15 protein-coding genes are annotated in these 13,558 nt (G+C 70.4%); 9 read left to right on the top strand and 6 right to left on the bottom strand.

Annotation, left to right across the window (positions count from 1 at the left end; genetic code table 11):
• Positions 1-182 precede the first annotated feature (182 nt).
• The 7 genes from OG524_RS00795 to OG524_RS00765 all read left to right on the top strand — a co-directional run bounded on the left by OG524_RS00795 (position 183) and on the right by OG524_RS00765 (position 7,241).
• A complete protein-coding gene (locus OG524_RS00795) occupies positions 183-3,134 on the top strand; it encodes a glycoside hydrolase family 48 protein (protein ID WP_405392935.1) in 2,952 nt (983 codons plus the stop codon).
• Positions 3,135-3,270: 136 nt separating this feature from the next.
• On the top strand, positions 3,271-3,981 hold the full coding sequence (locus tag OG524_RS00790; protein ID WP_405392936.1) for a DUF4230 domain-containing protein: 711 nt from the start codon (positions 3,271-3,273) through the stop codon (positions 3,979-3,981).
• 100 nt (positions 3,982-4,081) lie between these two features.
• Entirely contained in the window at positions 4,082-4,522 is a 441-nt protein-coding gene (locus OG524_RS00785) for a nuclear transport factor 2 family protein (RefSeq protein WP_405392937.1), read from the top strand.
• A 129-nt stretch (positions 4,523-4,651) separates the two neighbouring features.
• Positions 4,652-5,326 carry a TNT domain-containing protein gene (locus OG524_RS00780; RefSeq protein ID WP_405392938.1) on the top strand — a complete coding sequence of 225 codons (675 nt, stop codon included), beginning with the start codon at positions 4,652-4,654 and terminating at the stop codon, positions 5,324-5,326.
• 6 nt (positions 5,327-5,332) lie between these two features.
• The gene (locus OG524_RS00775) at positions 5,333-5,566 is read left to right on the top strand and encodes a hypothetical protein (RefSeq protein WP_405808540.1); all 234 of its coding nucleotides are present in this window, start codon (positions 5,333-5,335) and stop codon (positions 5,564-5,566) included.
• A 108-nt stretch (positions 5,567-5,674) separates the two neighbouring features.
• Positions 5,675-6,670, top strand: a complete 996-nt coding sequence (locus OG524_RS00770) for an alpha/beta fold hydrolase (protein WP_405392940.1) — start codon at positions 5,675-5,677, stop codon at positions 6,668-6,670.
• Positions 6,671-6,731: 61 nt separating this feature from the next.
• Positions 6,732-7,241 carry a DUF664 domain-containing protein gene (locus OG524_RS00765; protein ID WP_405392941.1) on the top strand — a complete coding sequence of 170 codons (510 nt, stop codon included), beginning with the start codon at positions 6,732-6,734 and terminating at the stop codon, positions 7,239-7,241.
• Here OG524_RS00765 and OG524_RS00760 read toward each other — a convergent pair.
• Positions 7,238-8,041: an AraC family transcriptional regulator gene (locus OG524_RS00760; protein WP_405808538.1), complete on the bottom strand. Its 804-nt coding sequence runs from the start codon at positions 8,039-8,041 to the stop codon at positions 7,238-7,240. The genes OG524_RS00765 and OG524_RS00760 overlap by 4 nt on opposite strands.
• 84 nt (positions 8,042-8,125) lie before the next feature.
• Between OG524_RS00760 and OG524_RS00755 the strand changes: the two genes are divergently transcribed.
• Both OG524_RS00755 and OG524_RS00750 read left to right on the top strand, forming a co-directional pair.
• The gene (locus tag OG524_RS00755; RefSeq protein ID WP_405392943.1) at positions 8,126-8,563 is read left to right on the top strand and encodes a DUF2000 family protein; all 438 of its coding nucleotides are present in this window, start codon (positions 8,126-8,128) and stop codon (positions 8,561-8,563) included.
• Positions 8,564-8,686: 123 nt separating this feature from the next.
• A complete protein-coding gene (locus OG524_RS00750; RefSeq protein WP_405392944.1) occupies positions 8,687-8,974 on the top strand; it encodes a hypothetical protein in 288 nt (95 codons plus the stop codon).
• 51 nt (positions 8,975-9,025) lie between these two features.
• Here OG524_RS00750 and OG524_RS00745 read toward each other — a convergent pair whose 3' ends face one another.
• The 5 genes from OG524_RS00745 to OG524_RS00725 form a co-directional block, all read right to left on the bottom strand.
• Complete coding sequence (locus OG524_RS00745; RefSeq protein ID WP_405808536.1) at positions 9,026-9,460, bottom strand: protein-tyrosine phosphatase family protein; 435 nt, start codon at positions 9,458-9,460, stop codon at positions 9,026-9,028.
• A 2-nt stretch (positions 9,461-9,462) separates the two neighbouring features.
• Complete coding sequence (locus tag OG524_RS00740) at positions 9,463-9,735, bottom strand: HPr family phosphocarrier protein (protein ID WP_405392946.1); 273 nt, start codon at positions 9,733-9,735, stop codon at positions 9,463-9,465.
• Positions 9,736-9,799: 64 nt separating this feature from the next.
• Positions 9,800-11,767, bottom strand: coding sequence for a fructose-specific PTS transporter subunit EIIC (locus tag OG524_RS00735; protein ID WP_405808533.1), 1,968 nt, complete (start codon positions 11,765-11,767; stop codon positions 9,800-9,802).
• An 85-nt stretch (positions 11,768-11,852) separates the two neighbouring features.
• The gene (gene pfkB / locus OG524_RS00730; RefSeq protein WP_405392948.1) at positions 11,853-12,800 is read right to left on the bottom strand and encodes a 1-phosphofructokinase; all 948 of its coding nucleotides are present in this window, start codon (positions 12,798-12,800) and stop codon (positions 11,853-11,855) included.
• Positions 12,797-13,558 carry a DeoR/GlpR family DNA-binding transcription regulator gene (locus tag OG524_RS00725; protein ID WP_405393398.1) on the bottom strand — a complete coding sequence of 254 codons (762 nt, stop codon included), beginning with the start codon at positions 13,556-13,558 and terminating at the stop codon, positions 12,797-12,799. Before OG524_RS00725 ends, pfkB begins: the two co-directional genes overlap by 4 nt.

The raw sequence follows: 13,558 nt of genomic DNA, 5'->3' as shown, positions 1-13,558 counted from the left end.
GCGTCAAGTGGTGTCGGTCAACACACCTGTTCTCATCTCTTGCTATCGAAATAATTCGACTCTTCAAGTCTCTTGACTCCGATTTTCCTCGTCCCCATGCTGGGAGCGCTCCCACTGGTTCAAGGCTTGTGCACAGCCCCGCACACCCCCATGTACGCCGAGCCGCGAGGAGGTACCCGCGCATGCCGACGGGAACCGCACGAAGAACTTGGTTACCGAAAAGACCCGGCCGGACCCGAGCCGGATCCAGACGGCTGTGGACAGCGTTCGTGGCCGCGTTCGCCCTTCCCCTGGGTATGACCGCCGCAGCCGGCACCCCTGCCCAGGCAGCCGCCGTGCAGTGCAGCGTCGACCAGAAAGCCAATGACTGGGGTTCGGGATTCAGCACCGAACTCACCGTCACCAACCGGGGATCGGCCGCGATCGACGGCTGGACCCTGACCTACGCCTACGCGGGCAACCAGCAGCTCACCAACGGCTGGAACGGCATCTGGTCCCAGTCCGGCACGAACGTCACCGTCAAGAACGCGGCCTGGAACGGCACCATCGCCGCCGGGGCCGCGGTGACGACGGGCGCGCAGTTCTCCTACAGCGGCACCAACACCGCTCCGACCGCCTTCGCCGTCAACGGCACGGTCTGCGCGGGCGCGCACCAGCCGCCGATCACCGTACTCACCTCTCCGGCGGCGGGCGCCGTCTTCTCCGCCGGAGACCCGGTCCCCCTGGCCGCCACCGCGGCGGCCGCGGACGGAGCGGGGATCAGCAAGGTCGAGTTCTACGACAACACGACGCTGCTCGGCACCGACACCACCTCCCCCTACACGTACAGCGCCCAGGGCCTCGCCGCCGGCAGCCACTCCGTCTACGCCAGGGCGTACGACAGCCTCGGCGCCTCCGCGGAGTCCACCCCGGCGGGCATCACTGTCGCCGCCGGTCCCGCCGTCGTCGCGACACCGGCCCAACTGGGCGTCCAGCAGGGCAAGTCCGGGACCTTCGACGTGAAGCTCTCCACCCGGCCGGCGGCGAACGTCACCGCCACGGTGGCCCGGTCGGCGGGGAACTCCGGACTGAGCGTCAGCGCCGGGGCGAGCCTCACCTTCACCCCGACGGACTGGTCCACGGCCCAGAAGGTGACCGTCTCGGCCGATGCCTCCGGCACCGGAGCCGCGACGTTCACCGTGACGGCGCCCGGTCACGGCAAGGCCGAGGTCACCGTCACCCAGCTGGCGGCGGCGAAGGAGTACGACGCCCGCTTCCTCGACCTGTACGGAAAGATCACCGACCCGGCGAACGGCTACTTCTCCTCGGAGGGCATCCCCTACCACTCCGTGGAGACGCTGATCGTCGAGGCCCCCGACCACGGGCACGAGACGACGTCGGAGGCGTACAGCTACCTGATCTGGCTGCAGGCGATGTACGGGAAGATCACCGGGGACTGGACGAAGTTCAACGGTGCGTGGGACACCATGGAGAAGTACATGATCCCCACGCACGCCGACCAGCCCACGAACTCCTTCTACAACGCCTCGAAGCCCGCCACCTACGCGCCCGAGCACGACACCCCGAACGAGTACCCGGCGGTGCTCGACGGATCCGCGGCCTCCGGGTCGGACCCGATCGCGGCCGAGCTGAAGAGCGCGTACGGCACCGACGACATCTACGGCATGCACTGGATCCAGGACGTCGACAACGTCTACGGATTCGGCAACTCGCCCGGGAAGTGCGCGGCCGGTCCCACCGACACCGGACCGTCGTACATCAACACCTTCCAGCGCGGACCGCAGGAGTCCGTCTGGGAGACCGTCACCCACCCGACCTGTGACAACTTCACGTACGGCGGCGACAACGGCTACCTGGACCTGTTCACCGGGGACGCCTCGTACGCCAAGCAGTGGAAGTTCACCAACGCCCCGGACGCGGACGCCCGTGCCGTGCAGGCCGCCTACTGGGCCGACATCTGGGCCGAGGAGCAGGGCAAGTCGAGCGAGGTGGCGGCCACCGTCGGCAAGGCGGCGAAGATGGGCGACTACCTGCGCTATGCCATGTTCGACAAGTACTTCAAGAAGGTCGGCAACTGCGTCGGCCCGACCGCCTGCCCCGCGGGCAGCGGCAAGGACAGCGCGCACTACCTGATGTCCTGGTACTACGCCTGGGGCGGCGCCACCGACACCTCGGCGGGCTGGTCCTGGCGCATCGGGTCCAGCCATGCCCACGGCGGATACCAGAACCCGATGGCGGCGTACGCCCTGAGCTCGGTCGCCGACCTCAAGCCCAAGTCGGCCACGGGCCAGCAGGACTGGGCCAAGAGCCTGGACCGGCAGCTGGACTTCTACCAGTGGCTCCAGTCCGACGAGGGTGCCATCGCGGGCGGCGCGACCAACAGCTGGAAGGGCAGCTACGCGCAGCCGCCGGCCGGCACGCCGACGTTCTACGGCATGTACTACGACGAGAAGCCCGTCTACCACGACCCGCCGTCCAACCAGTGGTTCGGCTTCCAGGCGTGGTCCATGGAGCGCGTCGCCGAGTACTACCACGAGTCGGGTGACGCCCAGGCAAAGGCCGTACTCGACAAGTGGGTCGACTGGGCCCTGTCCGAGACGACCGTCAATCCGGACGGCACCTATCTCATGCCGTCCACGCTCAAGTGGTCGGGCGCGCCCGACACCTGGAACGCGTCGAGCCCCGGTGCGAACGACGGGCTCCACGTCACGGTCGCCGACTACACCAACGACGTCGGAGTGGCGGGCGCCTATGCCAGGACCCTGACCTACTACGCCGCCAAGTCCGGTGACGCGGAGGCGAAGACCACGGCCCAGGCGCTGCTCGACGGCATGTGGGAGCACTACCAGGACGGAGCGGGGGTGGCCGTGCCGGAGACCCGCGCCGACTACAACCGCTTCGACGACCCGGTGTACGTCCCCAACGGCTGGACGGGCGCCATGCCCAACGGTGACACCGTCGACAACGACTCGACGTTCCTGTCCATCCGGTCGTTCTACGAGGACGACCCGAACTGGCCGAAGGTGCAGAGCTATCTGGACGGTGGGGCCGCACCGGTCTTCACCTACCACCGGTTCTGGGCCCAGGCCGACATCGCACTGGCTCTGGGGGCGTATTCCGACCTCCTGGAGTGAGTGACCGAGGGGTGGAGGGACCTGGTCTGGTCGCCGGGCCCCTCCACCCCGCCCATCGGGCCGCTGCCCGTACAGGATCTGGCGTAGTCGTACCGCCGGGCGGACTGAAACGGCCGGAGCGGGTCACACGGAAGGCATGACGTCCACAGACGTAAGGACAGACAGCACCCCGGACCCCGACGGCGGCGCGCCCCGGCGCCGCAACCGCATGCGTGGATGCCTGCCGTTCGCCGGCGTGTGTGCCGCGGCCGTGGTCCTGATGCTCGTGGGGACCCGGCTCAGCCTCCTTCCGGGGCTCGGCGGCATGTTCGGCGAGGAGACCACGGACCGGTCCGGGCCCGCGGTCCTCAAGTCGATCCAGGACATGAGCGCGTACGAGGCGGCCTCCGGAAACTTCCAGGTCGTCGTCGACCTGGAGAAGGACGCCAAATTCCTGCCCGACGCCATCCGCGGCACCCGCACCCTCTACGTGGGCGCCGGCACGGTCGGAGCCTCCGTCGACCTCGGCAAGGTCGCCCAGGACGGCGTGGTCGTCAACAAGGAGCGCACCACGGCCGAACTCCGCCTGCCCCACGCCGTCCTGGGCAAGCCGGCGCTGGACCCCGACCGCTCCTACGCGGTCTCCAAGCAGCGCGGCCTCCTCGACCGGCTCGGCGACTTCTTCTCCGACAACCCCGGCAGCGAGCAGGCGGTCAACAAGCTGGCCGCGAAGCACATCGGGGAAGCCGCGAAGGAGAGCGGCCTCACCGGCCGGGCCGAGAAGAACACGGCCGCCATGCTCCAGGGCCTGCTCGGCTCCCTCGGATTCGACAAGGTTACCGTGCGCTACGTCGATCCGCCCTCCTGAGACCGAGGCCGTCGACTCCTCGCCCGAACGGACACCTCTACGGCATACTCATCGAAGTGATCAGTCATTTTGTTGACTAATAATTCGAGGAGTGATGGTCATGACCGCCACCGACACCACGGAACGCTTCCGGGCAGCCGTGGAGAAGCGCGATCTCGCGGCACTGGGCGGACTGTTCACCGAGGACGTCCGCCTCTTCAGCCCGGTCAAGTTCACGCCGTTCGAGGGGCGGCCGATGGTGCTCGGCCTCTTCGGCGTGCTCGTACGCACCTTCGAGGACTTCCGCTACATCGGACACCTCGAGGGTGAGGCGCTCACCAGTACGGAGGACGCCGCGGCCCCTTCGGAAGTCCTGATGTTCAAGGCGTCCGTGAACGGCAAGGAGATCCACGGGATCGACCTGCTGCAGTTCGACGAGGCGGGCCTCATCAAGGAGTTCACCGTGATGGTGCGCCCGATGTCCGCCGTCCAGGCCCTGGGGGCGGCGGTCCTCGAGGGCCTGGCGGCCGACGGTCTCGTACCGGACCCGGCCGCGGGCTGACCCTGCGAGGAGCCCGGCCGCGATCTCCGGCCGGGCTCCTAGACGGCATGGCGCGAACACCCTGAGCGATTGGTCAACTACCCTTCGTGTGCAGACCTGCTGTTGATCGGCAATCGAGGGGACCTCCGAATGAACCGTATCCGTACCGCACTTGCGGCGATCGGGCTCGCCGCCGGGCTCGTGGCAGCCCCCGCCGCGAGTGCCGCACCGCACCAGGATCCCGCGCGGTCGGCGGCCGTCAGCCACGACCCCTGCACCGGCGAGTTCCTCGGCGACGCCAGGCTGGGACCCAAGTGGCTGCCGAACCCGGCCCAGGCCCCGGTCGGCCCGCTGCTCAAGGGCTACAAGCGCACAGGAACCCTGTCGCCGTCCGCCTTCCTCACCAAGTACTGGGAGGGTCCCGCCGACACGGGCAGCTGGAAGTACCCGCCCAACGACGGCTTCGCCGAAGTCAACGGTGAGATCGACAAGGAGCCCGCCAAGCTGCGCACCGGCCAGCGCCTGGACCGCTTCGGCTCCGAGTACGGCAGCTACCTGGCACCGGCGGGCGACCCGTACACCGAGCGCGCCCTGCCCCCGCAGAACCTCAACACCCGTGACGCCGCGGTTCCCTGCGACTACCGTGTCTACAAGGTCGCCAAGCCGTTCTGGGTCTGGCAGGGCAGCATCGCGCCGTGGTTCGAGCAGCGCGGCGGCGGGCAGCAGATCAAGCTCGACGCGGTCTTCCTCGACCCGGGCGCAGGCGAGAGGCTCAACGTGAAGTGGCTGCTGGACCACGCCTACCTCACGCCCGCGGGGGCGTAACCACCCATGGAACGCCGTGAACTGCGGACCGTGCTCGAAGCGGCGAGGGTGCCCGACGGCTACTACCGCATCGAAGACGTCCACGAACCGGTCCCCACCCCCACCGACTTCCTGTTCCTGAGGCGGGCGGCCGACGGGGTGTGGGAGACCGGCGCGTACGAACGCGGCACCTACGAGGTGCTCGCCCGGCATCCGGACGAGGCCACGGCCTGCGGACACCTGATGCACCTCCTCGTGTGAGGGGTGCGGGCCGACCCGTTTGCCGGAACGGCAAGATCGCTTGCCCGGGGGAGCGGCAGCGTCGAATGATCGTGACGCAGACCGATTCCGGGAACCCCAGGAGGATCCATGCCGCGGCCCGCCCCCTCCGCGTCCGTCCCCGGGGCCGTCCACCGGCTGGTGGACGTCCCCGGCGGCCGGATCCATCTGCTCGAACAGGGCACCGGCCCCCTCGTCCTCATGATCCACGGCTTCCCCGAGACGTCCCACTCCTGGCGCCACCAGCTGCCGGCCGTCGCCGCGGCCGGCTTTCGCGCCGTCGCCCTCGACGTACGGGGCTACGGGCGCTCATCGGCCCCCGGCGAGGTGGACGCCTACCGGATGACGGCCCACGTCGCCGACAACGTCGGAGTCGTCCACGCGCTGGGGGAGGAGACCGCCACGGTCATCGGCCACGACTGGGGCTCGCCCATCGCGGCGAACAGCGCGCTGCTGCGGCCCGACATGTTCACCGCCGTGGCCATGCTCAGCGTTCCCTACGCCCCGTGGAACCCGATGCGGCCCACCGACGGCTTCGCCCGCATCGGCGGGGACGAGGAGTTCTACGTCAGCTACTTCCAGGAACCCGGCCGCGCCGAGGCGGAGATCGACCCCGACGTACGCGGGTGGCTCGCGGGGTTCTACGCCGCGCTCTCCGCGGACACGATGCCGCCGCCCGGTGAGGCCGGACCCTTCTTCGTACCTGCGGGCGGACGCATGCGCGACCGCTTCCCCGAGGGCCCGCTGCCGTCCTGGCTCACCGGGAAGGACCTCGACGTGTACAGCGCCGAGTTCGCGAGGACGGGGCTGACCGGCGGGCTCAACCGCTACCGCAACGTCGACCGGGACTGGGAGGACCTGGCCGCCTGGGACGGCGCGCGGCTCACCCGCCCCTCGCTCTTCATCGGCGGCGGCCTCGACTCCTCCACCACCTGGATGGCCGACGCGATCGCGGCCCACCCCACCACGCTTCCCGGCCTGGTCTCGTCGCACATCCTGGAGGGGTGCGGACACTGGATCCAGCAGGAACGCGCCACCGAGGTCAACACCCTGCTGACGGAATGGCTGCGCACGGTCCACGCCTGACCGCTCCCGCCGCCGCGTGTCGAAGTCCGGGGCCCGCACGCGGACCGGCCAAGGTGGGCGTATGAACAGTGCAGGCATTCTCGCCGATGCGTTCGAGCGCATTCATGAAACGGTTCACGCCGCAGTCGAAGGCCTGGTCCCCGCCGAACTCAATGCCAGGCTCGACGCGGACGCGAATTCGATCACCTGGCTCGTGTGGCACCTCACGCGCGTCCAGGACGACCACGTCGCCGACGCGGCGGGCACCGAACAGGTCTGGTTCCTACAGGACTGGGCCGGCCGCTACGAGCTGCCCTTCATCAAGGAGTCCACCGGATACGGCCACGACAGCGCCCAGGTGGCGTCCGTCCAGGTGGCCTCGCCCGACCTGCTCCTCGGGTACTTCGACGCCGTGCACGAACAGACCCTCGGCTTCGTCCGAGGTCTCGACGGCCGGGCCCTGGACCGCATCGTCGACGCGTCCTGGTCGCCCCCTGTGACCCTCGGCGTACGGCTCGTCAGCGTCATCGCCGACGACCTGCAGCACGCGGGTCAGGCGGCGTTCGTCCGCGGGGCGCTGGAGCGCCGCTAAGCCTGCGTCCCGGTACGCGCGTAATGGCCCGGACTCGTCCCGACCACACGCTTGAAGTGCCGGGAGAAGTGGGACTGGTCGTAGAAACCGACGCTCGTCGCCACCTCGGGCGCCCGCATGCCCCCGAGCAGCAGCCGCCGGGCCAGATCGACTCGACGGCCCGTCAGGTACTGGTGCGGAGCCATGCCGAACTCACGGCTGAACGCCCGCACCAGATGGGTGTGATGGGTGTGCAGCCGGTCCGCCGCGTCCCGCAGCGTCAGCCCCTCCACGTAGTGCCGGTCGAGCAGCGCCCGCAGTTCGCGGGCGACCCGGCGGTCGTGCGCCGGGCGCGGCACCCCGAGCTCACCTCGCAGATGCTCCGCGAGACGCTCGGAGACGAGGGCGAGACGGCTCTGGGCCTCCAGCTCGTCCCCCGGGCGCTCCAGCGACAGATGGAGCTGGTGGACACGGTGTCGCAACCGCGGATCGTGCAGCACGGGGCGGTCGACCGCCCGCCCGGCGAGTTCCGGGTCGATCTGCGCGGTGTTCAGGTACAGCACGCGCTTGCGGAAGCCCCCGGGCGTGACCCCGTCCCCGTTGTGCGGGATGTGCGGGGGGAGCAGTGTCACCACGGAGCTCGGTGCCCCGTGCTCATGGCGGTCCAGGTCGTAGCGGACCATGCCCTCGTCGACGATGAGCAGCGTCCAGGCGTCGTGCGTGTGCATGGGGTACGCGTGGTCGGCGAAGTGGGCGTGGAACACCTCGTCGATTCCCTCGACCCCCGGACGCCACGCGGTGATGTCCGGACGTGCAGCCATGAGGGAAAGCCTACAGGGGCGGTACGGGCCGACCGTGCAAAGTTCGTACAAGACCCCTGGCCGGCGGCTTGGCAGGCTCTGCGTATGACCGACCACAACGACAACGCGCCCGTACGCTTCGACACCAAGATCGCGGTGCTGCTCCGTGACGATCTCGAGACCTGGCAGCGCCTCAACGTCACCGCCTTCCTCGTCAGCGGGCTCGGCACACAGGCACCTGAGGCGATCGGTGAACCGTATGCCGACGCGGACGACACCCCGTACCTGCCGATGTTCCGCCAGCCCGTCCTCGTCTTCGCCGGATCGAAGGAGATGCTGACCACCGCGCACACCCGGGCGGTCGGCCGGGGCACGATCACGGCCGTGTTCACCTCGGACCTCTTCGCGACCGGTCACGACAAGGCCAACCGGGCCGCGGTACGGGCCGTCGGCCGGGACGGTCTGGACCTCGTGGGCCTGGCCTTCTACGGGCCCCGGAACGCCGTCGACAAGATCCTCAAGGGCGCCTCGATGCATCCCTGAGCGACAGCGGTGTGCGACGGGCGGGGCACACAGTGGTACACCCGTGCGAGTGAACGTCCGTGGTGCCATACTCGGAATCAGTCCGCAGGGCAGGCTTGGGTTCGTCCCGAAGGGTGACGCGTCATGAACTGGGCATCGTGGACTACCTGCGGTGTCTTCGCGGGAACAGGCGGAGTGCGCACCGAAGAGGTAGGAGTCGTGGACGGCGATCTGACCGTACACACGACATGGTCCGAAGGGCAGGCAGAGGTGGCCGTGCAGTACAGCGGCGCCTCGGACTGGTTCACGCTGGCCGGGAGTCCGGTGCCGTGCCCCTCCGAAGAAGCCAGCCGTTCCTTCCACCAGAGAGTCGTCGAGGCGGTACGCGCCGGAGGCGCGGCCACGGTCCCGGTGCCGCACGCGGTGGAATGAGCCCCGCCGCATGAACCGTGGACCGGGCGCACAGGCTCCGGCGCGCGCCCGTCACCGCCGGTCGAAGCGCCGGACGTACCGCCGCTGCCAGGGTGTCTCCACGGCTTTGGGATGGTAATGCCGGCGGACGTAGGCCACCGCCTCGTCCGCCGGGACCCCGTCCAGGACAGCCAGACACGCCAGCGCCGTACCCGTTCGCCCCCGCCCGCCTCCACAGGCCACCTCGACACGGTCCGTCGCGGCCCGGTCCCACGCCTGCCGGAGCATCGCCCGGGCCTGCGCCCGGTCCGCGGGAAGCCGGAAGTCCGGCCAGCGCAGCCACAGCGACTCCCAGGGAACCGGGGGCGGCTGCCTGCCGAGCAGATGGACGGAGAAGGTGGGATCAGGGCCCTCGGGAACCGGGCGCCGCAGTCCGCGGCCCCGGACCAGCCGGCCCGAGGGGAGCGCGATCACGCCCGCACCCGCCGGATCCCACCGCTCCGTCACGATCAGGCCTTCGCGTCGAGGTCCTGCGCGAGCAGCGTCGCCAGTTCCTCGACCGCCTCCTGCGCACCCGCACCGGAGGCGGACAGCACGAGGGTATCGCCGTGCTGCGCCGCCAGGGCGAGTATCGAGAGCATGCTGCGTGCGTCGACCGGGTCACGGCCGTCGCGCGCGATCGTCACCCTGACCGGCTGACGCGTCGCCGCCTGGACGAACAGCGAGGCCGGACGGGCGTGCAGCCCGCTGCGGGAGCCTACGGAGACGGTGCGCTGGTACATGGGTTCCCTCCTGAGGGACGAATCGATTTCAGGTTCCGGTACGGGAGAGGGGACAACGGAAGGGTCAGGCGGCTACGGGCACCTTGGGCTCGTCGGCCACGGGCGCGGCCCCCTCCGGGCTGCGCCGCAGTCCCTTGAGGACGACGACCAGGGCCGTCGCCACCGCCGTACCCGCGGCGATCGCCAGCAGGTAGAGGAAGGGCTGACCGATCAGAGGCACGACGAACACGCCACCGTGCGGGGCGCGGAGCGTGGCGCCGAAAGCCATGGACAGCGCCCCCGTGACCGCGCCACCGGCCATGACCGAGGGGATCACCCGCAGTGGGTCGGCCGCGGCGAACGGGATCGCGCCCTCACTGATGAACGACGCGCCGAGTACCCAGGCCGCCCTGCCGTTCTCCCGCTCGGTCCGCGTGAACAGCCTGCCGCGTACGGTCGTGGCGAGCGCCATCGCGAGCGGCGGCACCATTCCGGCCGCCATCACCGCGGCCATCACCTTCAGGCTGCCGTCCGTCGGGTCGGCCAGGCCGCCCACCGCGAAGGCGTACGCCACCTTGTTCAGCGGGCCGCCCATGTCGAAGCACATCATCAGGCCGAGGACGACACCGAGGATCACCGCGTTGGAGCCCGAGAGACCGTTCAGCCCGTCGGTGAGGGCCTTCTGGAGCGAGGCGATGGGCTTCCCGACCACGACGAACATCAGGAACCCGACGGTGATCGACGCGAGCAACGGGATCACCAGCACCGGCATGATGCCGCGCAGGGTCGGGTGCACCTTCACCCGTTGGATCGCCATCACGACCGCACCGGCCAGCAGACCGGCGACCAGACCACCGAGGAAGCCCGCGTTGATCGTGAGGGCGATGGCCCCGCCGACGAAGCCGGGGACCAGCGCCGGCCGGTCGGCCATCCCGTACGCGATGTAACCCGCCAGCACCGGGACCAGGAAGCCGAACGCGGCGCCGCCGATCTGGTTCAGCAGGGCGGCCCAGCTGTTCGCCTCGCCCCAGGCGAAGTGCTCGGCGACGGACGGGGCGCTCGCGATCTCGTAGCCGCCGATGGCGAACGACAGGGCGATCAGGAGACCTCCGGCGGCGACGAACGGCACCATGTAGCTGACGCCGGACATCAGATACGTCCGCAGCCTGACCCCGAAGTGAGCGGAGGAGCGGCCGGACGCACCCGCTCCCGTGTCCGCGCCGGCGTCGGAGAACCGGCTGGTCTCGCCGCGTTCGGCCTTGCGCCGGGCCTCGGCGATGAGCTCGGCGGGCCGGTTGATCCCGGCCTTCACACCGGTGTCGACCACCGGCTTGCCGCTGAACCGTGCCTTCTCCCGCACTTCCACGTCGTGGGCCCAGATGACCGCGTCAGCCGCGGCGACGACCGACGGGTCGAGCCGCTGGAACCCGGCCGAGCCCTGCGTCTCGACACTGATGACCACGCCCTCGGCACGTGCGGCCGCCTCCAGGGACTCGGCGGCCATGTAGGTGTGCGCGATGCCGGTGGGGCAGGACGTCACGGCGACGATCCGGAACGGCTCGTCGGCCGACGCGTCCTGTGCCTCCGCCGCTGCCTCGGCCGGTGCGGGTGCCTCCTCACCGCGGATCAGGGCCGCCGCGGCGGACGGATCACCCTCCGCCCGCAGCGCGCCGGTGAATCCGGGATCCATCAGCCGCCGTGCCAGGCTCGACAGGATGGTGAGGTGGTCGTCGTCCGCACCGGCCGGCGCGGCAATCAGGAAGACCAGATCCGCGGGACCGTCCGCGGCACCGAAGTCGATGCCCCGGGCACTGCGGCCGAAGGCCAGCGTCGGCTCGGTGACATGTTCGCTCCGGCAGTGCGGAATGCCGATGCCGCCGTCCAGACCGGTCGGCATCTGCGCCTCTCGGGCCGCCACGTCGGCGAGGAAGCCGTCGAGATCGGTGACACGGCCGGCCGTCACCATCCGTTCGGCCAGGTAACGGGCGGCTGCGCTCTTCGTCTCGGCGGACAGCTCGAGGTCGACCAGTTCCGCGGTGATCAGCTCACTCATCGCGGGGCTCCTTGCTCGTGGACCGTCCTGGGGACGGACGGTTCGGGGACGTGGGACTCGGACAGTTGGAAAGGGGGTACGGCGGTCATGGGGCAGGCTCCGTCAGAGCGAGATCCATGGGAATGTCCGAGGTCGTGACGACCGCGGACAGATCGAGGTCGGCCGGGGTCGGCATGACGCTTCCGGGCAGTTGGACGGCGGCCGCGCCATGGGCCACCGCGGCGGAGAGCGCCGCCCGGCCCGTTCCCCCGGCGGCGAGGAAGCCCGCGAGGGACGCGTCCCCCGCGCCGACGTTGCTGCGGACGGCATCCACCCGTGCGCCGGCGAAGTACGCGCCGGAATCCTCCACCAGCAACTGCCCGGCGGCGCCCAGGCTGGCCAGCACGGAGCGGGCCCCGAGCTCGCACAGCTCCTGCGCCGCCTTGAGCGCGTCACCGACAGTCGCGAGCGGGCGGCCGACCGCCTCGGCGAGTTCTTCCGTGTTCGGCTTGATCACGTCCGGCCGCTCGGCCAGCGCCGCGACCAGTGCGGCCCCGGAGGTGTCGAGGGCGATCCGGGCCCCCGCACGATGGCTGCGGGCGACCAGCTCGGCGTACCACTCGGGCGGCAGCCCGCGCGGCAGACTGCCGCAGCAGGCGATCCACTCCGTGCCCGCCGACCGTGAACGAACCGCGTCCAGCAGGCACTCCGCCTCGGCCGTGGTGATCTCGGGTCCGGCGGCGTTGACCTTGGTGAGCGTGCCGTCGGGTTCGACGAGGGTGACGTTGATCCGGGTGCTGCCGGTGATCGGCACCCCGGCGGCCTCGATGCCGTGCTCGCCCAGGAGCCGGGCCAGCAGCTCGCCCTCGGGGCCGCCCAGCGGCGCGACGGCCACCGTACGGTGTCCGGCGGCGGCGACCGCGCGGGAGACGTTGATGCCCTTGCCGCCGGGGTCGACGCGGTCCGCGGTGGCCCGCAGGACGGCGCCCCGGGTGAGTCCGGGCAGCTCGTACGTCCGGTCCAGGCTGGGATTGGGGGTGACGGTAAGGATCATGCGCGTACTACTTCCGTGCCCCGGCTCTCGATGGCCCGGGCGTCCTCGGGGCTGAGCCCCGTATCGGTGATGAGCAGGTCGACCTGGGAGAGGTCGCCGAAGCGCGCGAAGTGCTCCTGGCCGAACTTGGCGGAGTCGGCGAGGAGCACCACCCGGCGGGCGGCCGTGATCACCGCGCGCTTCACCGCGGCCTCGGCCAGGTCAGGAGTGGTGAGGCCGCTCTCGGCGGAGAAGCCGTTGGTGGCGAGGAAGACGACGTCGGCGTTGATCTCGCTGTACGCGCTGAGGGCCCAGGCGTCGACGGCGGCGCTGGTGCGGTGGCGCACCCGGCCTCCGACCAGGTGCAGCGAGATCCCGGGATGGTCGGCGAGGCGCGCGGCGACCGGCAGTGCGTGGGTGACCACGGTGAGACCGGAGTCGATCGGGACGGCGGCCGCCAGCCTGACGGTCGTCGTCCCCGCGTCGATGATGATGTTGCCCTCGGCGGGGAGTTCACCCAGCGCGGCGGCGGCGATGCGGTCCTTCTCGTCGGCGGCCACGGTGTCGCGCTCGGCGAGACCGGGCTCGAATCCGATCCGCCCGGCCGGAATCGCACCGCCGTGCACACGGCGCAGCAGTCCTGCCCGGTCGAGAGCCTTGAGATCACGCCGGACGGTCTCGGCGGTCACCTGGAATTCCTCGGCCAGCGACAGCACATCGACGCGGCCGCTCTCGCCGGCGAGGCGGAGGATCTCTTGCTGACGCTCCGGTGCGTACAT

The sequence above is a fragment of the Streptomyces sp. NBC_01520 genome, assembly GCF_045040375.1.
Classification (GTDB): domain Bacteria; phylum Actinomycetota; class Actinomycetes; order Streptomycetales; family Streptomycetaceae; genus Streptomyces.
The sequence above is the reverse complement of the archived record's forward strand: the minus strand, read 5'-3'. Positions and strand labels throughout refer to the sequence as shown.